Raw genomic sequence first — 21,095 nt, forward strand, 5'->3', positions numbered from 1 at the left:
TCTTTGCCGAAGTTGACCCCAAGGTTGAATCGACAAACGGCCACGGAAGTGACCTGAAAGCTGTTATAAAGTTGCGCGCTAACCAATAAGAGCCTTGCCTAATGCGTCCATTTTTCAAGACATGGCTAACCATTTGCCTATTAATGCCACTGGCCGCCCACGCCACCAACCGTGAGCAACGACTTCCCAACGTTAATGGCTACACCCCGAAACCGCACGTTTCGACGGTCACCGCCAAGAACAAGAGCACCATCAAGCACCCCACCCGCCTGAGCAAGGCCGACAGCAAGCTGGTGGCCAACAACGCCGGCCGGCCGAGCACCACGGTTCTCAGCCGCGCGGTCAATGTCCTCGGTACACCCTATCGTTGGGGCGGCAGCAGCCCAAGCAAAGGCTTCGACTGCAGCGGCCTGGTGCGCTACGCCTTCAACGATGTCGCCGCCGTGGACCTGCCACGCACCTCCAACGCCATGGCCAGCGGCCACGGGCAGAAGGTCGAGCGCAAGGACCTGAAGCCGGGCGACCTGCTGTTCTTCAACATCAAGAGCCGCAAGGTCAACCACGTCGCCATCTACCTGGGCGAAGACCGCTTTATCCACGCCCCGCGGCGCGGCAAGGCAGTGACCATCGACACCCTGAAGAAGCCCTACTGGCAGAGCCACTACGTGGTTGCCAAGCGGGTCCTGCCCAAGGAGCACGCGCCCCTGCGGGTCGTGCAACGCTGATACCCCGCTTCGCCGGCAAGCCGGCTCCTGCACCCACCTGTAGGAGCCGGCTTGCCGGCGAATGCATTTCCAGCCCCGTCAAAAGCTCTCCGGCATCCGCGCCTGCTCCCGCGCCTGATCGCGGCTGATCAGCCCCTGCCCGAGCAATGCCTTGAGGCTCATGTCCAGGGTGCGCATGCCCTGGGCGCCGCCCGTCTGGATCGCCGAATACATCTGCGCCACCTTGTCCTCGCGGATCAGGTTACGGATCGCCGGGCTGCCCAGCATGATCTCGTGCGCCGCTACCCGGCCACCGCCCACCTTCTTCACCAGCACTTGCGCGACCACTGCCTGCAGCGACTCGGCCAGCATCGAGCGCACCAGGGCCTTTTCCTCCCCCGGAAACACGTCCACCAGCCGGTCGATGGTCTTGGCCGCCGACGAGGTGTGCAGGGTGGCCAGTACCAGGTGCCCGGTTTCCGCGGCGGTCAGGGCCAGGCGGATGGTTTCCAGGTCCCGCAGTTCGCCCAGCAGGATCACGTCGGGATCTTCCCGCAGCGCCGCACGCAAGGCCGTGGCGAAGCTCTGGGTATCGCGCTGCACTTCGCGCTGGTGCACCAGGCAGTTCTTCTGCGGATGCACGAATTCGATAGGGTCTTCGATGGTCAGGATGTGCTGCTGGCGGTGCTGGTTCAGGTGGTCGATCATCGCCGCCAGTGTGGTGGACTTGCCGCTGCCGGTGGGCCCGGTCACCAGCACCAGCCCGCGGGGCGCCTCGGTAATCTGCCGAAACACTTCCCCCAGCCCCAGCTCCTCCAGGCTCTGTACCCGCGCGGGAATCAGGCGCAGCACCGCACCGACGCCCCGGGCGTGCCGGAAGGCATTGACCCGAAATCGCGCCACACCCGGCAGTTCATGGGCGAAATCCAGGTCATTGCAGGCGGCGAACGCCTGGCGCTGTGCTTCGCTCATCAGTTCATGGATCAGCGCCTGCACCTGTGGCCCTTCCAGAGCCGGGCCCGGCAGCGGGCGAATATCGCCATCGATGCGCAACATCGGCGCCAGCCCGGCGGACAGATGCAGGTCCGAAGCGCCCCGGGAAGCGCTCAAGCGCAAGAGTTCGGTGATGTCCATAGTGCCCCCCAATTCCAGTAGAATGCCGCGAGCTTCAGACCCGCCCGCGCCTGGCAGATTCAGTGGCCAGGCCGCGGACGATGCCCGGCGCGCCCCTTGAGCGTGGCTCGGGCCGGCGGAGAATCGAGGTCTGGTGGATTCACGCGGCAGCCGGTGGCCAGGGCCGCCGGTACTTTTGAGACGAAATCGAATGTCCACGATAGCAGACAACATTGCCCAGGTAGCAGAGCGCATCCGCAACGCCTGCCAGGCCGTACAGCGCGACCCGCACAGCGTCCAGCTGCTGGCCGTGAGCAAGACCAAGCCCGCCGCCGCCCTGCGCGAGGCCCATGCCGCCGGCCTGCGGGATTTCGGCGAGAACTACCTGCAGGAAGCCCTGGGCAAACAGCAGGAACTGGCCGACCTGCCCTTGAGTTGGCACTTCATCGGCCCCATTCAGTCGAACAAGACTCGTGCCATTGCCGAGCATTTTGACTGGGTGCACTCCGTGGATCGCTTGAAAATCGCCCAACGCCTGTCCGAACAACGCCCGGCCGAGTTACCGCCACTGAACATCTGCATCCAGGTGAACGTCAGTGGCGAAGCCAGCAAGTCCGGCTGCGCCCCGGCCGACCTGCCGGCCCTGGCCAGCGCCATCGGTGCCTTGCCACGCCTGCAACTGCGGGGGTTGATGGCGATTCCCGAGCCTACCGAGGACCGCGCTGCCCAGGACGCCGCCTTCGCCGCGGTACAACGCCTGAACAACGACCTGCGGGACAGCCTCAAGCTGCCCCTGGATACCCTTTCCATGGGCATGAGCCACGACCTCGAAGCGGCCATTGCCCAAGGCGCCACCTGGGTGCGGATCGGTACCGCGCTGTTTGGTGCCCGCGACTACAGTCAGTCCTGATGCGACTGACCCCGACCTCTTGTAAGGACCTGTCATGAACACGACTCGTATCGCTTTTATCGGTGCCGGCAACATGGCGGCCAGTCTCATCGGCGGCCTGCGGGCCAAAGGCCTGGAGGCCTCGCAGATCCGCGCCAGCGACCCGGGCGAGGAGACCCGAGCGAAAGTCGCGGCCGAACATGGCATCCAGGTATTTGCCGATAACGCCGAGGCCATCGAAGGCGTCGACGTGATCGTCCTGGCGGTCAAGCCCCAGGCCATGAAAGCCGTCTGCCAAGCCCTGCGCCCGAGCCTGAAGCCGCAACAGCTGGTGGTGTCCATCGCCGCCGGCATCACCTGTTCGAGCATGAACAGCTGGCTCGGCGCCCAGCCCATCGTGCGCTGCATGCCCAATACCCCGGCACTGCTGCGCCAGGGTGTCAGCGGCCTGTACGCCACCGCCGAAGTCAGCGCCCAGCAACGCCAGCAGGCCGAGGAACTGCTGTCCGCCGTGGGTATCGCCCTGTGGCTGGACCAGGAGCAACAACTGGACGCAGTGACTGCCGTCTCCGGCAGTGGCCCGGCGTATTTCTTCCTGCTGATCGAAGCCATGACCGCCGCCGGCGAGAAGCTCGGCCTGCCCCGGGAAACCGCCGCCCAGCTGACTCTGCAGACCGCCCTGGGCGCCGCCCACATGGCGGTCTCCAGTGACGTTGACGCCGCCGAGCTGCGCCGCCGCGTGACTTCACCGGCAGGCACCACGGAAGCGGCCATCAAGTCGTTCCAGGCCGGTGGCTTTGAAGCCCTGGTGGAAAAAGCATTGGGTGCCGCTGCGCACCGCTCGGCCGAAATGGCCGAACAACTGGGCCAATAAGGAGCCAATGATGATTGGATTGAACACCGCTGCGGTGTATGTGCTGCAAACCCTGGGCAGCCTGTACCTGCTGATCGTGCTGATGCGTTTCGTCCTGCAACTGGTGCGCGCCAACTTCTACAACCCGCTGTGCCAGTTCATCGTGCGGGCCACCCAGCCGCTGCTCAAGCCGATGCGCCGGGTCATCCCGAGCATCGGCGGCCTGGACATGTCCTCGCTGCTCCTGGCGATCCTGGTGCAACTGGCCCTGATGGCCCTGACCCTGCTGCTGACCTACGGCACCACCGGCAACCCGCTGCAACTGCTGATCTGGTCGATCATCGGCGTCACCGCGCTGTTCCTGAAGATCTTCTTCTTCGCCCTGATCATCAGCGTGATCCTGTCCTGGGTCGCCCCTGGCAGCCACAACCCCGGCGCCGAACTGGTGAACCAGATCTGCGAACCCGCCCTGGCCCCGTTCCGTCGCATCCTGCCGAGCATGGGCGGCCTGGATATCTCGCCGATCCTGGCATTCATGGTGCTCAAGCTGCTGGACATGCTGGTGATCAACAACCTGGCGGCCATGACCATGATGCCGGACATCCTGCGCCTGCTGATCTGACCCGGGCGGCCTGCATGAGTTATTACCGCTGGGACGGTGACGATCTGATCCTCGATTGCCACCTGCAACCCAAGGCCAGCAGCGACGAGTTCGCTGGCCTGCACGGCGAGCGGTTGAAGATCCGCCTCACCGCGCCACCAGTGGAAGGCAAGGCCAATGCGCACCTGATGGCGTTCCTGGCCAAGGCCTTTGGCATTCCCAAGAGCAACGTCAGCCTGGTCAGCGGCGAACTGAACCGGCAGAAGCGGGTGCGCCTGCAAGCGCCGAAGAAGCTGCCGGACCTGCCGGGGCTGGCTCGCCCCGCCTGATTCGCCGGCAAGCCGGCTCCTGCGCGCCATGTTCACTGCAGGAGCTGGCTTGCCAGCGAACCTTCCACGTCATTTCCCGCAACGAAACACAGCCCCGGGCTTTGCTTGCCGCTGGGGGCAGCGGTCTTTAGACTTACGCCTCATTTAAATGAGAGCAGGGTCGATGCCAACTGCCTTTCCCCCCGATTCTGTTGGTCTGGTCACGCCACAAATAGCGCACTTCAGCGAACCCCTGGCCCTGGCCTGCGGGCGCGCGCTGCCGGCCTACGACCTGATCTACGAAACCTACGGTCAGCTCAACGCCAGCGCCAGCAACGCGGTGCTGATCTGCCACGCCCTGTCCGGCCATCATCACGCCGCCGGCTACCACAGCGTCGACGACCGCAAGCCCGGTTGGTGGGACAGCTGCATCGGCCCGGGCAAGCCGATCGACACCAACAGGTTCTTCGTGGTCAGCCTCAACAACCTCGGCGGTTGCAACGGCTCCACCGGCCCCAGCAGCCTCAACCCGGACACCGGCAAGCCGTTCGGCGCCGACTTCCCGGTGCTTACCGTGGAAGACTGGGTACACAGCCAGGCGCGCCTGGCGGATCGCCTGGGCATCGACCAGTGGGCTGCAGTGATCGGCGGCAGCCTCGGCGGCATGCAGGCCCTGCAATGGACCATCACCTACCCGGACCGTGTACGGCACTGCCTGGCCATCGCCTCGGCGCCCAAGCTCTCGGCGCAGAACATCGCCTTCAACGAAGTGGCGCGCCAGGCGATCCTCACCGACCCGGAATTCCACGGCGGCTCGTTCCAGGAACAGGGGGTGATCCCCAAGCGCGGGCTGATGCTGGCGCGAATGGTGGGCCATATCACTTACCTGTCCGACGACTCCATGGGCGAGAAATTCGGCCGTGGGCTCAAGAGCGAGAAGCTCAACTACGACTTCCACAGCGTCGAGTTCCAGGTGGAAAGCTACCTGCGCTACCAGGGCGAGGAGTTCTCCGGGCGTTTCGATGCCAACACCTACCTGCTGATGACCAAGGCCCTGGACTACTTCGACCCGGCGGCCAACTGCGACGACGACCTGGCCAAGACCTTCGCCCATGCCACCGCCAAGTTCTGCGTGATGTCCTTCACCACCGACTGGCGCTTCTCCCCGGCCCGCTCCCGGGAGCTGGTGGATGCATTGATGGCCGCACGCAAGGACGTCTGCTACCTGGAGATCGACGCACCGCAGGGGCATGACGCCTTCCTGATCCCGATCCCGCGCTACCTGCAGGCGTTCAGCCACTACATGAACCGCATTACCTTGTGAGGACACGATGAGAGCCGATCTGGAAATCATCCAGGAATGGATCCCCGCCGGCAGCCGCGTCCTCGACCTGGGCTGCGGTAACGGCGAGCTGCTGAGCTGGCTGCAGGAGCACAAGCAGGTCACCGGCTATGGCCTTGAAAACGACCCGGACAACATCGCCGAGTGCGTGGCCAAGGGCATCAACGTGATCGAGCAGGACCTGGACAAGGGCCTGGGCAACTTTGCCAGCAACAGCTTCGACATCGTGGTCATGACCCAGGCCCTGCAAGCCGTGCACTACCCGGACAAGATCCTCGACGAAATGCTCCGGGTCGGCCGCCAGTGCATCATCACCTTCCCCAATTTCGGTCACTGGCGCTGCCGCTGGTACCTGGCCAGCAAGGGGCGGATGCCGGTCTCGGAGTTCCTCCCGTACACCTGGTACAACACGCCGAACATCCACTTCTGCACCTTCGAGGACTTCGAAGAACTGTGCCGCGAGCGGCAAGCCCGGGTGATCAACCGCCTTGCCGTCGATCAACAACACCGCCATGGGTGGGCCAGTAAGCTATGGCCTAATCTCTTAGGAGAGATCGGCATCTACCGCGTCAGCAGTCCCGGCCTGCAAGATCACAAGGTCGCGGTATAAACCACGTTGCATCGAGGAGAACCATCATGGGACGTCTGGTTACATTTCTACTGGCTGCCTGCCTGAGCGTCAGCGCCCTGGCGGCGGACCCGATCAAGGGCGAACGCCAGGAAGTGTTCGGTGACATCACCGTGCACTACAACACCTTCAACTCCACCTACCTGCAGCCTGATATCGCCAGGGCGGCGGAGCTGGTCCGCAGCAAGAACCAGGGCGTGATCAACGTTTCCCTGATCAAGGACGGCAAGCCGCTGGTCGGCCAGGTCAGTGGCACGGTCAAGGACCTGACCAGCAAGAGCATCCCGCTGAAATTCCGCCAGATCACCGAGCAGGGCGCGATCTACTACATCGCCCAGTTCCCGGTGGAGCAGCAGGAAAACCGTACGTTCACCATCAATGTGCAGACTGGCGGTGACACCAACAGCTTCAGCTTCAACCAAGAGCTATTCCCGGGCGAATAATGAACCTCACGCAACTCGTACTGGCCAGCCATAACGCCGGCAAACTCAAAGAACTCCAGGCCATGCTCGGCGCTTCGGTGCAATTGCGCTCGATCGGCGAGTTCAGCAGCGTCGAGCCGGAAGAAACCGGCCTGTCGTTCGTCGAAAACGCCATCCTCAAGGCGCGCAATGCCGCACGCATTTCCGGCTTGCCGGCACTGGCCGACGACTCCGGCCTGGCAGTGGACTTCCTCGGTGGCGCCCCGGGCATCTACTCGGCCCGCTACGCCGACGGCCAGGGCGACTCGGCGAACAACGCCAAGCTGCTCGAAGCCCTCAAGGATGTCCCGCAAGCCGAGCGCAGTGCGCAGTTCGTCTGCGTCCTGGCACTGGTACGGCACGCCGACGATCCGCTGCCGATCCTCTGCGAAGGCCTGTGGCACGGGCGCATCCTTACCGCCGCCAGCGGCGAGCACGGCTTCGGCTACGACCCGCTGTTCTGGGTGCCGGAACGCAACTGCTCCAGCGCCGAACTGGGCCCCGAGGAGAAAAACCAGCTCAGCCACCGCGCCCGCGCCATGGCCATTCTGCGGCAACGCCTGGGCCTGAAATGAGCCACGAGCCCTCCGCGTCGCCGCTGATTCTCGGCGGCGCGCATACGCCCCGGGCGGCGCTGCCCCAGTTGCCGCCCCTGGCGCTGTACATCCACATCCCGTGGTGTGTACGCAAATGCCCCTACTGCGACTTCAACTCCCACGCGGCCAGCCCGACGCTACCGGAAGAGGAGTACGTCGACGCCCTGCTGGCCGACCTCGACCAGGACCTGCACGCCGTGCACGGTCGCGAGCTGAGCTCGATCTTCTTCGGCGGCGGCACCCCGAGCCTGTTCAGCGCCCAGGCCCTGGGTCGGCTGCTCAAGGGCGTGGAACAGCGCATCCGGTTTGCCCCCGACATCGAAATCACCCTGGAAGCCAACCCCGGGACCTTCGAGCAGGAAAAATTCACCGCCTACCGCGCCCTGGGCATCAATCGCCTGTCCATCGGCATCCAGAGTTTCCAGGAACAGAAGCTCAAGGCCCTGGGCCGCATCCACAACGGCGATGAAGCGATTCGCGCCGCTGGCATGGCGCGCCAGGCCGGGTTCGACAACTTCAACCTGGACCTGATGCACGGCCTGCCGGACCAGTCCCTGGACGATGCCCTGGGCGACCTGCGCCAGGCCATTGCGATGAAGCCGACCCACCTGTCCTGGTACCAGCTGACCCTGGAGCCCAACACGGTGTTCTGGAACCAGCCACCGGTACTGCCGGAAGACGACACCCTGTGGGACATCCAGGAAGCCGGACAGGCCCTGCTGGCCGAACACGGCTATGCCCAGTACGAAGTCTCGGCCTACGCCCAGCCCGGGCGCGCGGCGCGGCACAACCTGAACTACTGGAGCTTTGGCGACTTCATCGGGATCGGCGCCGGTGCCCACGGCAAACTCAGCCACCCGGACGGGCGCATCCTGCGCACCTGGAAGACCCGCCTGCCCAAGGACTACCTGAACCCGGCCAAGCAGTTCAAGGCGGGCGAGAAGGCCCTGGGCAACGAAGAGCTGCCGTTCGAGTTTCTGATGAACGCCCTGCGCCTTACCGATGGCGTGCACGCTGCGCTGTTCGCCCAACGCACCGGCCTGTACCTGGGCAGCCTCGCCGAAGGCCGGCGCCAGGCCGAACAAAGCGGCTTGTTGCAGGTCGAACCGTCACGCCTGGCGGCCACCGCCCGCGGGCAACTTTTTCTCAATGACCTGCTGCAATACTTTCTGATCTAAGGAAATCACATGGATCTGGTACTCGACCTGCTCGCCACCGTATCCCGCTGGAGTCGCAGCAACCTCTCGGAAATCGCCCTGGCACTGGTGGGCTGCCTGCTGGTGCTGTTCGGCGCGGACATCAAGGGCTGGGTCGAACAGCGCCTGGGCGGCATCGCCGGCGCCCTGCGGGTGCCGCTGATGGCCCTGCTGTGCATGGTGGGCAGCGGCCTGGCGCTGATCTACGCCACACCGTGGATCGTCCGCGGCCTGAGCCAGTTCAACAACTACAGCCTGGCGCCAGTGCTGTTGGTGGTGCTGGTGCTGATTGGCGTGGTCGCTGATCGTCGTTAATTCGCAGGGCCCCTTCGCCGGCAAGCCGGCTCCTACACCAAGCCGGCGAACGCAATCCAACGGCTGCCCCCGTTATCAAGGAAGAACATGAGCAAGAAAGTCATCGAGGACACCAGCAAGTTCCTCAGCTATGTGCTGCGCCACGAGCCCCAGGCCATCGGCCTGGAACTGGACAGCGAAGGCTGGGGCGATATCGACGCGCTGATCAGCGGTGCGGCCAAGAACGGCCGGCAACTGAGCCGGGAACTGATCGAGCTGGTGGTCGAAGGCAACGACAAGAAGCGCTTCGCCCTCTCGGCTGACAGCCGGCGGATTCGTGCCGTTCAGGGGCATTCCAACAAGGCCGTGCAATTGCAGCTTGAGGCAAAGCAACCGCCCGCCGTGCTCTTCCACGGCACCGCCACGCGCTTCATGGATTCGATCAACGAAAAGGGGCTGATCCCGGGTTCACGGCACCACGTGCACCTGTCCCAGGAAATCGACACCGCGCGGGCCGTGGGCCAGCGCTATGGCAAGGTGGTGATCCTGCAGATCGACGCCCAGGCCATGCAGGCCCAGGGTTTCACCTTCTATCAGGCAGAGAATGGGGTGTGGCTGACCGACCAGGTGCCGGTCGGCTTCATCAAAGCCCTGTAGGAGCCAGCTGGCTGGCGAAGGCGACCTTGAAGGCCTCTTCGCTGGCAAGCGGAACGCCGCCCGGCAGCTCCTACAGCAGCGTGTCCGCGGGGCTCAGGCGAGCTTTTCGAACTTCAAATCCCACACGCCGTGGCCCAGGCGCTCGCCGCGACGCTCGAACTTGGTGATCGGGCGTTCGGCCGGGCGCGGTACACACTTGCCGTCTTCGGCCAGGTTGCGATAACCCGGGGCGACGTTCATCACCTCCAGCATGTATTCGGCATAGGGCTCCCAGTCGGTGGCCATGTGCAGAATGCCGCCAACCTTGAGCTTGCTGCGCACCAGCTCGGCGAAGGAAGCCTGGACGATGCGGCGCTTGTGGTGCCGGCTCTTGTGCCACGGATCGGGGAAGAACAGCATCAGCCGGTCCAGGCTGTTGTCGGCGATGCAGCGGTTGAGCACCTCGATGGCATCGCAATCGTAGACCCGCAGGTTGGTCAGGCCCTGGGTCAGCACGCCATTGAGCAGCGCGCCGACACCCGGGCGGTGAACCTCAACGCCGATGAAATCCTGCTCCGGGGCCGCTGCGGCCATTTCCAGCAGCGAGTGGCCCATGCCGAAGCCGATTTCCAGGGAGCGTGGTGCCGAACGGCCGAACACCTGGTCGTAATCCACCGGGGCGTCGGCCAGGGGCAGCACGTACAGCGGCGCGCCCTGGTCCAGGCCGCGTTGCTGGCCTTCGGTCATGCGCCCGGCGCGCATCACGAAACTCTTGATGCGGCGGTGTTGGCGCTCGTCGCCGGCTTCCGGCTGGATTGGCGTGTCGTTTGATTCAGTCATCAATGGCTCTTACTTGATCAGACCATCCAGCGGCGAAGAGGCGCTGGCATAGAGTTTCTTCGGCATGCGACCGGCGAGGTACGCCAGGCGGCCCGCGACAATTGCGTGTTTCATGGCTTCGGCCATCATCACCGGCTGCTGCGCGTGGGCGATGGCCGAGTTCATCAGCACCGCCTCACACCCCAGCTCCATGGCGATGGTGGCGTCGGAAGCGGTACCGACACCGGCATCCACCAGTACCGGAACCTTGGCTTCTTCAAGGATGATCTGCAGGTTGTACGGGTTGCAGATCCCCAGCCCGGTGCCAATCAGGCCCGCCAGGGGCATGACCGCGATGCAGCCCATTTCCGCCAGCTGGCGGGCGATGATCGGATCATCGCTGGTGTAGACCATCACGTCGAAACCTTCCTTGACCAGCACTTCGGCGGCCTTGAGGGTTTCCAGCACGTTGGGGAACAGGGTCTTCTGGTCGGCCAGGACTTCCAGCTTCACCAGGTTGTGGCCATCGAGCAGCTCACGGGCCAGGCGGCAGGTGCGCACGGCCTCGACCGCGTCATAGCAGCCGGCGGTGTTGGGCAGGATGGTGTAGCGATCCGGCGGCAGGATATCCAGCAGGTTCGGTTCGCCCGGGTTCTGGCCGATATTGGTCCGGCGCACGGCAACGGTCACGATCTCGGCACCCGAGGCCTCGATGGCCAGACGGGTTTCTTCCATGTCGCGGTACTTGCCGGTGCCTACCAGCAAACGCGACTGGTACGTCCGACCGGCCAGGACGAAAGGCTTGTCACTACGAACGTTGCTCATCGGAAATCCTCTGTTGGGGTGAGGTTCTTGCAGAATTCTTTATCAGGCCCGGGGCGCTGGTGACACTCGATCCGGGGCCGGTGAAAGCATGTCGTCCATGAAAGGGCCCGGAATCGGGCCAGGGCGCTGCGCAGATGAGCAGCAGCGCTATTGAAGCCAGTGACTAGCCGCCGCCGATGGCGTGGACCACTTCAACCTGGTCACCTTCGTTGAGGGCGGTTTCGGCGTGCTGGCTGCGCGGAACGATATCCAGGTTGAGTTCCACCGCGATCCGCCGTCCGGTGAGTTCCAGATGGCTCAGCAGGGCCGCAACGGTCGAGCCGTCGGGCAGTTCAAAGGATTCACCGTTCAACTGAATGCGCATGCCAAGGCCGCCATCATTTTTAGGGGCCAGCATTCTAGCCCGATCATGACCTAAAGGTCAGCTACAAGCGTCAGCCGGCAACTTGCAGGCGCCAGGCGGCAAGCCCCAGCAGGAACCAGCCGACCAGGAAGGCCACACCGCCGAAGGGGGTGATGATCCCCAGCTTGCTGGTGCCAGTCAGGGTCAGCAGGTACAGGCTACCGGAGAACAGCAGGATGCCCAGGGTGAAGGCAGCGCCGGCCCAGGTCACCAGCCGCCCGGGAATATGAGCCGCCAGCAAAGCGACGCCGAACAACGCCAGGGCATGCACCAGTTGATAGGTAACACCTGTATGAAAAATAGCCAGGTAGTCCGTGCTCAGGCGGTTTTTAAGACCGTGGGCGGCGAAAGCGCCAAGGGCAACCCCGGTGAAACCGAAGAAGGCGGCCAGCATCAGGAAGCCACGCAACATGAGGAACTCCAGTCAGATTCAGCACAAAGGGTCTGTATAATGGCGCGCTCAACGGGTTCGGCCAAGCCATCTCTATGCTGCGTTATCTGTTTCGTCGTCTTGTAAAAGCCTTGATGTGGTTCATGGTCGGCAGCGTCCTGCTGGTGCTGCTGTTGCGTTTCGTACCGCCACCGGGCACCGCCCTGATGGTAGAGCGCAAGATCGAGTCCTGGGTCGACAACGACCCCATCGACCTGCAGCGCACCTGGAAGCCTTGGGATGAAATCTCCGACAACCTCAAGGTGGCGGTGATCGCCGGCGAGGATCAGAAATTCCCCGAGCACTGGGGCTTCGATATCGATGCAATCCAGGCAGCGTTGATCCACAACGAAAGGGGCGGCTCGATCCGTGGCGCCAGTACCCTGAGCCAGCAAGTGTCGAAAAACCTGTTCCTGTGGTCCGGCCGCAGCTACCTGCGCAAGGGACTGGAAGCCTGGTTCACCGCGCTGATCGAAGTGTTCTGGCCCAAGCAGCGGATTCTTGAGGTCTACCTCAACAGTGTCGAATGGGATGAAGGGGTGTTCGGGGCAGAAGCCGCGGCGCGCCATCACTTCGGCGTCAGCGCGGCCAATCTGTCACGCCAGCAAGCCAGCCTGCTAGCCGCTGTCCTGCCCAATCCAAGGGTGTGGAGCGCAGCACGTCCCAGCACTTATGTGATGCAGCGGGCGGGCTGGGTTCGGCGGCAGATGAGCCAGTTGGGTGGAGCCGATTACTTGAATCGGCTGAACGAGTCGCGCAGGGCGCCTTGGGCGGAGTAACCCGGATTTGGCTTTGCGCCGGTTCTTCTTGAGCATGTTCGAGATGGGTGCTGGGCTGGGGATTCGCCGGCAAGCCGGCTCCTACGCCAACCGCACAAACAAAAACGCCCCGAGGTAATCGGGGCGTTTTGCATGACGCTTCAGGCTTAAGCGGCGATGGACAGTTTCAGCTTGTTCATCGCGCTTTTTTCCAGCTGGCGAATCCGCTCGGCCGAAACGTTGTACTTCTGCGCCAGGTCGTGCAGCGTGGCTTTCTCTTCGGCCAGCCAGCGCTGGTAGAGAATGTCACGGCTGCGTTCGTCCAGCACTTCCAGGGCTTCGTGCAGGTTGCTGGTGGAGTTGTCGCTCCAGTCGGCATCCTCAAGTTGCAGCGCCGGGTCGTAGCGGTGGTCTTCCAGGTAGTTGGCTGGCGACTGGAAGGCGCTGTCGTCGTCCGCTTCCGCAGCCGGATCGAAGGCCATGTCCTGGCCGGTCAGCCGGCTTTCCATTTCCCGCACTTCACGAGGCTCCACGCCCAGGCTTTCCGCCACGCGGTGAACTTCTTCGTTGTTCAGCCAGGCCAGACGCTTCTTCTGGCTGCGCAGGTTGAAGAACAGCTTGCGCTGCGCCTTGGTGGTAGCAACCTTCACAATCCGCCAGTTACGCAGGATGAACTCGTGAATTTCCGCCTTGATCCAGTGCACGGCAAAGGACACCAGGCGCACACCCATCTCAGGGTTGAAGCGCTTCACGGCTTTCATCAGGCCAACGTTGCCTTCCTGGATCAGGTCAGCCTGGGCCAACCCGTAGCCGGAATAGCTACGGGCGATATGTACGACAAAACGCAGGTGGGCGAGCACCATCTGCCGAGCCGCCTCAAGATCCTGCTCATAGTAGAGACTCTCGGCCAGTTCACGCTCCTGCTCGGGTGTCAGCAATGGAATGCTGTTCACCGTGTGCACATAAGCCTCCAGGTTTGCGCCTGGAACCAATGCGTAAGCAGGTTGCAAAGAAGTGGTCATACGAAAAAACCTCCGACTCACATAACTCGTGCCGTTCAGCACTGCGAAAATTGACCGGAAACCGCGAAACAAGTTCCCAAAAATGCTGAAAGGTCAATACAAGCAAAAAGATATTACTTCGGTGCCAGTTCCCTCAGGTGACGGGCCACCGCAATCCACGCACCGATATAACCCAACAGCACCGCCCCTAGCAAGAGCGACAGACCATCGGCAACCGGCACCCCCGCGAGGGCAAAATCGCTGCCATACAAGCCAGCCAGACCGATTACCGCATCGTTCAGCCAGTTCAGGCCAAACGCCAATACACCCCAGGACAGGATCCCCGCGCCGAAACCATACAGCGCCCCCATATAGAGGAAGGGCCGACGAACATAACTGTCCGTGCCGCCGACGAGTTTAATCACTTCTATCTCGGTGCGGCGGTTTTCAATATGAAGACGAATGGTATTGCCTATCACCAAAAGTAATGCAGAAACCAGCAGCACCGTCAGGCCGAAGACAAAGCGGTCCCCCAGCTTGAGGATCGCCGCCAGCCGCTCGACCCATACCAGGTCCAGTTGCGCCAGTTGCACCTTGGGCATTTCCGACAACCGCTGGCGCAGGGCTTCCAGGGTCGCCTTGTCCACTTCGTTCGGTGTGACCAGCACTACACCCGGCAGCGGGTTATGTGGCAGTTCGCGCAAGGCCTCGCCCAGCCCGGACTGCTGCTGGAACTCCTCCAGGGCCTTTTCCTTGCTGATGAACTCGGCATCCGCCACACCGGGCAGGCCCTTGATCTCTTCACTGAGCTTCTCGCCCTCGGTGGCAGAAGCCCCCAGATCCAGGTACAGCGAGATCTGCGCCGCGCGCTGCCAGGAACCGCCCAGGCGCTCGACATTATTGAGCAACAGCGACAAGCCCATGGGCAGGCTCAAGGCCACGGCCATCACCAGGCAGGTAAAGAAGCTGCCGATGGGCTGTTTGCCCAGGCGCCGCAGGCTGTCCAGCAGGCTGGCGCGATGGCTTTCGATCCAGGCGTGCAGCAGGGTGCCGAAATCCGGGCCGTCGTCCTCGTCACGCTTTTTCTTCGGCGGTGGTGCTTCGGAAGCCTTGGGCGCTACGCGCTCCGCCACTTTAGGGGTACGTGTAGCACTCATACGCCGGCCTCCCCGTCGCCGATCAAGCGTCCGCGTTGCAAGGTCAGCATGCGGTGGCGCATGCGGGCGATCAGTGCCAGGTCGTGGCTGGCGATCAGCACGCTGGTGCCCAGGCGGTTGATGTCTTCGAACACGCCCATGATTTCCGCCGCAAGACGCGGGTCGAGGTTACCGGTGGGTTCGTCCGCCAGCAGCAGAGCCGGGCGGTGGACGATGGCCCGGGCGATGCCCACGCGCTGCTGCTGGCCGGTGGACAGGTCGCCGGGGTACAGATCGGTCTTGTCCGACAGCGCTACGCGCTCCAGGGCCGAGTCCACCCGCTTGGCGATTTCCGCCTTGGACAGGCCGAGGATCTGCAGCGGCAGGGCGACGTTGTTGAATACGGTGCGGTCGAACAGCAACTGGTGGTTCTGGAACACCACGCCGATCTGCCGCCGCAGGAACGGGATCTGCGCATTGCTGATCTGCCCCAGGTCCTGCCCGGCCAGCAGCAGCTTGCCGGTGGTGGGACGCTCCATGGCCAGCAGCAGGCGCAGCAAGGTGCTCTTACCGGCGCCGGAATGGCCGGTGACAAACAGGAATTCGCCGCGACGCACGCGAAAGCTCAGCTCATGCAGGCCAACGTGACCGTTGGGGTAGCGCTTACCGACCTGTTCGAAACGAATCATGAACGCTCCCGCTCGGCAAACAATGCCTGGACAAAGGGTTCGGCTTCAAAGGTACGCAAGTCGTCGATGCCTTCACCGACGCCGATATAACGGATCGGCAGACCGAACTGCTTGGCCAGGGCGAAGATCACTCCCCCCTTGGCGGTACCGTCGAGCTTGGTCAGGGCCAGGCCGGACAACTGCACCGTCTGGTTGAACTGCTTGGCCTGGTTGATGGCGTTCTGGCCGGTACCGGCGTCCAGCACCAGCAGCACCTCATGGGGCGCGTCGGCATCGAGCTTGCCGATGACCCGACGGACTTTCTTCAGCTCTTCCATCAGGTTGTCTTTGGTGTGCAGGCGCCCCGCCGTGTCGGCGATCAGCACGTCAATGCCACGGGCCTTGGCCGCTTGCACCGCATCGAAGATCACCGAGGCCGAATCGGCACCGGTGTGCTGGGCGATGACCGGGATCTTGTTGCGCTCGCCCCAGACTTGCAGCTGCTCCACTGCCGCGGCGCGGAAAGTGTCGCCGGCGGCCAGCATGACTTTCTTGCCTTCCAACTGCAGCTTCTTCGCCAGCTTGCCGATGGTGGTGGTCTTGCCGGCGCCGTTGACGCCCACCACCAGGATCACGAACGGCTTGTTCTGGGCGACGATCTGCAGTGGTTGTTCCACTGGCTTGAGCATGCTGGTGAGTTCGGCCTGCAGCGAGGCATACAGCGCATCGGAGTCGGTGAGCTGCTTGCGTGCCACCTTCTGGGTCAGGTTCTGGATGATCACCGAAGTCGCCTCGACCCCGACGTCTGCGGTCAGCAGGCGGGTTTCCAGGTCTTCCAGCAATTCGTCATCGATGGCCTTCTTGCCCAGGAACAGGCTGGCCATGCCTTCGCCAATGCTGGCGCTGGTCTTGGACAGGCCCTGCTTGAGGCGAGCGAAGAAGCCGATCTTGCTCTCTTCGGCGGGACGGGCGGGCTCGGTCACAGGCTCGGGCTCTGCCGCCGCCACAACCGGCTCGGCTACAGGAGCAGGAGCAGGAGCAGGAGCAGGAGCAACAGGTTCAGGGGCGACGAATACCGGGGCAACCGGGGCTTGCACCTCGACCACGGGGGCCGGGCTAACCACCGGGGCTTCGACCACCGGCTCAGGGTGCACGGCAACAGCCGGAATCGGCGGAGCCACATGCTCGGCCTGGGCGTCGTCCACCAGGGCCACGGGTTCTTCCGCCACCGGCAGGGTCAACCAGGGCTTGTGCTCGGCGCTTGGCGCCAGCGGCAGGTCGGGCGCCGCGGGGGCCGCCGGTTCAGGCGCGATGTGCGGTTGCAGCACCGGCTCGGCCATTGGCAGCACCACCGGCTCGGCCGGGGCTACGCTGGCGGCAGGTTCGATGACCGGGGTCGGTGCCGGCTCGGCAGGCACTTGCGGCTGTTCGACGACGGGTTCCTGCGGCTTTTTGCGCAGCCATCCGAACAGGCCTTTCTTCTCGCCAGCCGCGGCTGGGGTCTTTTTGTCGTCGTTGGAACCAAACATGGAGACGGCTATCTCAAGGTAGCGATGCGCCACTGGGCGCCTCGGTAAATAAATATTCGATGCAGAACAGACTGTGTTTCACCCAGCTTGTTCACGCGCAACATGTTGTCGAAATGCCCAAAAGCACTTCAAGGAGCGATTTTACTAAAGGACTGGAACGGCAAAATCGGCGAAAAGTCGAAGTCTAGCTGGTAAATCAGGGCTTCTTGCCGGTAACTCATACAACCTGCTCAAGTACATGCTGATCCGCGAAGACCTGATAGGCGTGGCCGCCAGTAAAACGGATCAGTATCCTAGCACCTCCTCGCCCGCACAGGCTAAGACCAAGCGGGCAGCCCAACAGGTTTAAAAACGAATGAATGCTCTAGCCCGCCGCGCCGCAGGCCTGCTGCTCAGCACAGTTTGTCTGCCCCTTGCAGCCCTGGCTGCCGACCCTCAACCCACCCATGAATTCACCCTAGACAACGGCCTCAAGGTCGTGGTCCGCGAAGATCATCGCGCGCCGGTGGTGGTGTCCCAGGTCTGGTACAAGGTCGGCTCCAGCTACGAAACCCCGGGCCAGACCGGTTTGTCCCACGCCCTGGAACACATGATGTTCAAGGGCAGCGAGAAAGTCGGCCCCGGCGAGGCCTCCCTGATCCTGCGGGACCTGGGCGCCGAAGAGAACGCCTTCACCAGCGACGACTTCACGGCCTATTACCAGGTCCTGGCCCGCGACCGCCTGGGCGTGGCCCTGGAGCTGGAAGCCGACCGCATGGCCAGCCTGCGCCTGCCGGCCGACGAGTTCAGCCGCGAAATCGAGGTCATCAAGGAAGAGCGCCGCCTGCGCACCGACGACAAGCCGATGTCCAAGGCCTACGAGCGCTTCAAGGCCATGGCCTACCCGGCCAGCGGCTACCACACGCCGACCATCGGCTGGATGGCCGACCTGAACCGGATGAAGGTCGAGGAACTGCGCCACTGGTACCAGGCCTGGTACGTGCCGAACAATGCCACCCTGGTGGTAGTCGGCGACGTCACCCCGGACGAGGTGAAAACCCTGGCCCAACGCTACTTCGGCGCGATCCCCAAGCGTGACGTGCCACCGGCGAAGATCCCCATGGAGCTGGCCGAGCCCGGCGAGCGCCTGATCACCTTGCACGTCAAGACCCAACTGCCGAGCCTGATGCTGGCCTTCAACGTGCCGAGCATCGCCACCGCCGAAGACAAACGCGCGGTGAACGCCCTGCGCCTGGCTGCGGCCCTGCTGGACGGCGGCTACAGCGCCCGCATCCCGACCCAGCTGGAGCGCGGCGAAGAGCTGCTGTCCGGCGGCTCCACCAGCTACGACGCCTACACCCGGGGCGACAGCCTGTTCATGCTTTCGGCCACCCCCAACAGCCAGAAGAAGAAAACCATCGCCCAGGCCGAAGCCGGGCTGTGGCGCCTGCTGGACCAGTTGAAGACCACCCCGCCATCCGCCGAGGAACTGGAGCGGGTGCGAGCCCAGGTGATCGCCGGGCTGGTCTACGAACGTGACTCCATCACCAGCCAGGCCACCGCCATCGGCCAGCTGGAAACCGTCGGCCTGTCGTGGAAGCTGATGGACACCGAGCTTGCGGAACTGCAAAGCGTGACCCCGGAAGACATCCAGAAAGCCGCCCGCACCTATTTCACCCGGGAACGTATGAGCGTGGCCCATGTACTGCCTGAGGAGTCCGCTCATGAGTAAGCGCAAGAATGCCTCGCCGGTCCTGCTGGGCCTGGCCCTGGTGGCCCTGCTCACCGCCGGCGGCCTGTACCTGTCGCGTTCCGGCGAATCCAATGCCAGCCAGGCCCTGGACAACGCCAAGACCAGCCAGAAGCTCCAATCCCTGGCCGAGCTGGATGGCAAGGCCCCCAGCCACCGCAACCTCAATGTGCAGACCTGGAGCACCGCCGAAGGCGCCAAGGTGCTGTTCGTCGAAGCCCGCGAGCTGCCGATGTTCGACCTGCGCCTGATCTTCGCCGCCGGCAGCAGCCAGGACGGCAACGCGCCGGGCGTGGCCCTGCTGACCAACGCCATGCTCAACGAAGGCGTGGCCGGCAAGGATGTAGGTGCCATCGCCCAGGGCTTCGAAGGCCTGGGTGCGGATTTCGGCAACGGCGCCTACAAGGACATGGCCGTGGCCTCGCTGCGCAGCCTGAGCGCTGTGGATAAGCGCGAACCGGCGCTGAAGCTGTTCGCCGAAGTGGTGGGCAAGCCGACCTTCCCCGCCGACTCCCTGGCGCGGATCAAGAACCAGATGCTCGCTGGCTTCGAATACCAGAAGCAGAACCCCGGCAAGCTGGCCAGCCTGGAGCTGATGAAGCGCCTGTATGGCACCCACCCTTACGCCCATGCCAGCGACGGCGATGCCAAGAGCATCCCGCCGATCACCCTGGCCCAGCTCAAGGCTTTCCACGCCAAGGCCTACGCTGCCGGCAACGTGGTGATCGCCCTGGTCGGCGACCTGTCCCGCAGCGATGCCGAGGCGATTGCCGCACAGGTCTCCGCCGCCCTGCCAAAAGGCCCGGCGCTGGCGAAGATCGAGCAACCTGCCGAACCCAAGGCCAGCATCGGCCATATCGAGTTCCCGTCGAGCCAGACCAGCCTGATGCTGGCGCAACTGGGCATCGACCGTGACGACCCGGACTACGCCGCTGTCTCCCTGGGCAACCAGATTCTCGGCGGTGGCGGTTTCGGCACCCGGCTGATGAGCGAAGTGCGCGAGAAGCGCGGCCTGACCTACGGCGTCTACTCGGGTTTCACCCCGATGCAGGCCCGCGGCCCGTTCATGATCAACCTGCAGACCCGCGCGGAAATGAGCGAAGGCACCCTGAAGCTGGTGCAGGACGTGTTCGCCGAGTACCTGAAGAACGGCCCGACCCAGAAAGAACTGGACGACGCCAAGCGTGAACTGGCTGGCAGCTTCCCGCTGTCCACCGCCAGCAACGCCGATATCGTCGGCCAGCTGGGCGCCATGGGTTTCTACAACCTGCCGTTGAGCTACCTGGAAGACTTCATGCGTCAATCCCAGGAGCTGACGGTGGAGCAGGTCAAGGCCGCCATGAACAAGCACCTGAATGTCGACAAGATGGTCATCGTCAGCGCCGGCCCCACCGTCGCGCAAAAGCCGTTGCCGCCCCCCACTGACAAACCCGCCGAGCAGCCGCTCGGGGTTCCGGAGCATTAATGGCCCGTCCAGCCCGTCCCAGCAAGAAACCCGTCCACAACCAGCACAATGGCGTGGGCCAGTTGCGCATCATTGGCGGCGAATGGCGCAGCCGCAAGCTGAGCTTCCCCGACCTGCCGGGGCTACGGCCGACCCCGGACCGAGTGCGTGAAACCCTGTTCAACTGGTTGGCGCCCTATGTGGCCGGGGCCAAGGTCATCGACCTGTTCGCCGGCAGCGGCGCGGTGTTTCTCGAAGCCCTGTCCCGTGGCGCCGCCACGGGCCTGGCCCTGGACAGCAGCAGCGTGGCCATTTCCAGCCTGCGCGAGCACCTGGGGACCCTGCGCTGCACCGTCGGCCAGGCCCAGACCGCCGACGCCCTGCGCTACCTGGAAACCCAGCCGGCCACGCCGTTCGACCTGGCCTTCCTCGACCCGCCGTTCAATCAGAACCTGCTGCCCGCCGCCTGCGCCCTGCTGGAAGAGCGCGGCTGGCTGGCGGACGACGCCTGGATCTACGCCGAAAGCGAAACCGCGCCATCGACCCTGGGGCTACCCGGAAGCTGGCGCCTGCACCGTGAACAAAAATCCGGGCAGGTGTATTACTCGTTGTGGCAACGTATGGCAGACAACGTCGCCTAGAACCTGATCACGACCTCGCGAGCAACGCTCAGGCCCGAGCCGCGCAGCAGATCGTAGACAGGCTCTCAAGCCGACCGGAACAAGGTACGCA

The 21,095-nt window shown here is 63.8% G+C and carries 25 protein-coding genes; 16 read left to right on the forward strand and 9 right to left on the reverse strand.

Annotation, left to right across the window (positions count from 1 at the left end):
• The first annotated feature begins 101 nt into the window (after positions 1-101).
• Positions 102-725 carry a C40 family peptidase gene (locus AC1RCO_RS14120; protein ID WP_011064010.1) on the forward strand — a complete coding sequence of 208 codons (624 nt, stop codon included), beginning with the start codon at positions 102-104 and terminating at the stop codon, positions 723-725.
• Positions 726-803: 78 nt separating this feature from the next.
• On the opposite strand, the gene AC1RCO_RS14125 is transcribed toward AC1RCO_RS14120, so the two are convergent.
• Positions 804-1,838 carry a type IV pilus twitching motility protein PilT gene (locus AC1RCO_RS14125; RefSeq protein WP_262213747.1) on the reverse strand — a complete coding sequence of 345 codons (1,035 nt, stop codon included), beginning with the start codon at positions 1,836-1,838 and terminating at the stop codon, positions 804-806.
• Positions 1,839-2,028: 190 nt separating this feature from the next.
• On the opposite strand from AC1RCO_RS14125, the gene AC1RCO_RS14130 reads away from it, so the two are divergent.
• The 11 genes from AC1RCO_RS14130 (at position 2,029) to AC1RCO_RS14180 (ending at position 9,642) form a co-directional block, all read left to right on the forward strand.
• Complete coding sequence (locus AC1RCO_RS14130) at positions 2,029-2,727, forward strand: YggS family pyridoxal phosphate-dependent enzyme (RefSeq protein ID WP_011064012.1); 699 nt, start codon at positions 2,029-2,031, stop codon at positions 2,725-2,727.
• A gap of 34 nt (positions 2,728-2,761) precedes the next feature.
• Positions 2,762-3,580 carry a pyrroline-5-carboxylate reductase gene (gene proC / locus AC1RCO_RS14135; RefSeq protein ID WP_401333065.1) on the forward strand — a complete coding sequence of 273 codons (819 nt, stop codon included), beginning with the start codon at positions 2,762-2,764 and terminating at the stop codon, positions 3,578-3,580.
• Between the two features lie 10 nt (positions 3,581-3,590).
• Positions 3,591-4,181, forward strand: a complete 591-nt coding sequence (locus AC1RCO_RS14140; RefSeq protein WP_011064014.1) for a YggT family protein — start codon at positions 3,591-3,593, stop codon at positions 4,179-4,181.
• A 14-nt stretch (positions 4,182-4,195) separates the two neighbouring features.
• Positions 4,196-4,489: a DUF167 domain-containing protein gene (locus AC1RCO_RS14145; RefSeq protein ID WP_011064015.1), complete on the forward strand. Its 294-nt coding sequence runs from the start codon at positions 4,196-4,198 to the stop codon at positions 4,487-4,489.
• A gap of 163 nt (positions 4,490-4,652) precedes the next feature.
• Positions 4,653-5,792, forward strand: coding sequence for a homoserine O-succinyltransferase MetX (gene metX, locus AC1RCO_RS14150; protein WP_041752663.1), 1,140 nt, complete (start codon positions 4,653-4,655; stop codon positions 5,790-5,792).
• 7 nt (positions 5,793-5,799) lie between these two features.
• On the forward strand, positions 5,800-6,420 hold the full coding sequence (gene metW, locus AC1RCO_RS14155) for a methionine biosynthesis protein MetW (protein WP_011064017.1): 621 nt from the start codon (positions 5,800-5,802) through the stop codon (positions 6,418-6,420).
• A 26-nt stretch (positions 6,421-6,446) separates the two neighbouring features.
• Positions 6,447-6,881 carry a DUF4426 domain-containing protein gene (locus tag AC1RCO_RS14160; RefSeq protein WP_011064018.1) on the forward strand — a complete coding sequence of 145 codons (435 nt, stop codon included), beginning with the start codon at positions 6,447-6,449 and terminating at the stop codon, positions 6,879-6,881.
• Complete coding sequence (rdgB, locus tag AC1RCO_RS14165; protein WP_342402967.1) at positions 6,878-7,474, forward strand: RdgB/HAM1 family non-canonical purine NTP pyrophosphatase; 597 nt, start codon at positions 6,878-6,880, stop codon at positions 7,472-7,474. Before AC1RCO_RS14160 ends, rdgB begins: the two co-directional genes overlap by 4 nt.
• Entirely contained in the window at positions 7,471-8,673 is a 1,203-nt protein-coding gene (gene hemW, locus AC1RCO_RS14170) for a radical SAM family heme chaperone HemW (RefSeq protein WP_492617810.1), read from the forward strand. Before rdgB ends, hemW begins: the two co-directional genes overlap by 4 nt.
• 9 nt (positions 8,674-8,682) lie before the next feature.
• The gene (locus AC1RCO_RS14175; protein ID WP_011064021.1) at positions 8,683-9,006 is read left to right on the forward strand and encodes a DUF3392 domain-containing protein; all 324 of its coding nucleotides are present in this window, start codon (positions 8,683-8,685) and stop codon (positions 9,004-9,006) included.
• Positions 9,007-9,093: 87 nt separating this feature from the next.
• Complete coding sequence (locus tag AC1RCO_RS14180) at positions 9,094-9,642, forward strand: RNA 2'-phosphotransferase (protein ID WP_011064022.1); 549 nt, start codon at positions 9,094-9,096, stop codon at positions 9,640-9,642.
• Between the two features lie 93 nt (positions 9,643-9,735).
• Here AC1RCO_RS14180 and trmB read toward each other — a convergent pair whose 3' ends face one another.
• The 4 genes from trmB to AC1RCO_RS14200 form a co-directional block, all read right to left on the reverse strand.
• Positions 9,736-10,461 carry a tRNA (guanosine(46)-N7)-methyltransferase TrmB gene (trmB, locus tag AC1RCO_RS14185; protein WP_011064023.1) on the reverse strand — a complete coding sequence of 242 codons (726 nt, stop codon included), beginning with the start codon at positions 10,459-10,461 and terminating at the stop codon, positions 9,736-9,738.
• Between the two features lie 9 nt (positions 10,462-10,470).
• Positions 10,471-11,265, reverse strand: a complete 795-nt coding sequence (locus tag AC1RCO_RS14190; RefSeq protein WP_011064024.1) for a thiazole synthase — start codon at positions 11,263-11,265, stop codon at positions 10,471-10,473.
• Positions 11,266-11,428: 163 nt separating this feature from the next.
• On the reverse strand, positions 11,429-11,629 hold the full coding sequence (thiS, locus tag AC1RCO_RS14195) for a sulfur carrier protein ThiS (protein WP_011064025.1): 201 nt from the start codon (positions 11,627-11,629) through the stop codon (positions 11,429-11,431).
• A 70-nt stretch (positions 11,630-11,699) separates the two neighbouring features.
• On the reverse strand, positions 11,700-12,080 hold the full coding sequence (locus AC1RCO_RS14200; protein WP_011064026.1) for a DUF423 domain-containing protein: 381 nt from the start codon (positions 12,078-12,080) through the stop codon (positions 11,700-11,702).
• A 74-nt stretch (positions 12,081-12,154) separates the two neighbouring features.
• On the opposite strand from AC1RCO_RS14200, the gene mtgA reads away from it, so the two are divergent.
• Positions 12,155-12,877 (forward strand): monofunctional biosynthetic peptidoglycan transglycosylase, encoded by a 723-nt coding sequence (gene mtgA / locus AC1RCO_RS14205; protein WP_011064027.1) that lies wholly within the window; start codon positions 12,155-12,157, stop codon positions 12,875-12,877.
• 146 nt (positions 12,878-13,023) lie between these two features.
• On the opposite strand, the gene rpoH is transcribed toward mtgA, so the two are convergent.
• The 4 genes from rpoH to ftsY all read right to left on the reverse strand — a co-directional run bounded on the left by rpoH (position 13,024) and on the right by ftsY (position 17,190).
• Positions 13,024-13,878, reverse strand: coding sequence for an RNA polymerase sigma factor RpoH (gene rpoH / locus AC1RCO_RS14210; protein WP_011064028.1), 855 nt, complete (start codon positions 13,876-13,878; stop codon positions 13,024-13,026).
• Between the two features lie 113 nt (positions 13,879-13,991).
• Positions 13,992-15,014 carry a permease-like cell division protein FtsX gene (gene ftsX / locus AC1RCO_RS14215; RefSeq protein WP_015637373.1) on the reverse strand — a complete coding sequence of 341 codons (1,023 nt, stop codon included), beginning with the start codon at positions 15,012-15,014 and terminating at the stop codon, positions 13,992-13,994.
• Positions 15,011-15,682: a cell division ATP-binding protein FtsE gene (ftsE, locus tag AC1RCO_RS14220; RefSeq protein ID WP_011064030.1), complete on the reverse strand. Its 672-nt coding sequence runs from the start codon at positions 15,680-15,682 to the stop codon at positions 15,011-15,013. Before ftsE ends, ftsX begins: the two co-directional genes overlap by 4 nt.
• Positions 15,679-17,190 (reverse strand): signal recognition particle-docking protein FtsY, encoded by a 1,512-nt coding sequence (ftsY, locus tag AC1RCO_RS14225; RefSeq protein ID WP_492617811.1) that lies wholly within the window; start codon positions 17,188-17,190, stop codon positions 15,679-15,681. Before ftsY ends, ftsE begins: the two co-directional genes overlap by 4 nt.
• A gap of 355 nt (positions 17,191-17,545) precedes the next feature.
• On the opposite strand from ftsY, the gene AC1RCO_RS14230 reads away from it, so the two are divergent.
• From AC1RCO_RS14230 to rsmD, 3 genes are read left to right on the forward strand one after another with little or no spacing between them, the layout of a single operon-like run.
• Positions 17,546-18,901, forward strand: a complete 1,356-nt coding sequence (locus AC1RCO_RS14230) for a M16 family metallopeptidase (RefSeq protein WP_011064032.1) — start codon at positions 17,546-17,548, stop codon at positions 18,899-18,901.
• Positions 18,894-20,384, forward strand: coding sequence for a M16 family metallopeptidase (locus AC1RCO_RS14235; protein ID WP_011064033.1), 1,491 nt, complete (start codon positions 18,894-18,896; stop codon positions 20,382-20,384). The genes AC1RCO_RS14230 and AC1RCO_RS14235 overlap by 8 nt, the downstream gene beginning before the upstream one ends.
• A complete protein-coding gene (gene rsmD, locus AC1RCO_RS14240; protein WP_492617812.1) occupies positions 20,384-21,004 on the forward strand; it encodes a 16S rRNA (guanine(966)-N(2))-methyltransferase RsmD in 621 nt (206 codons plus the stop codon). Before AC1RCO_RS14235 ends, rsmD begins: the two co-directional genes overlap by 1 nt.
• Positions 21,005-21,095: the final 91 nt, after the last annotated feature.

The organism is Pseudomonas sp. GW823-FHT03E05, from assembly GCF_058796855.1.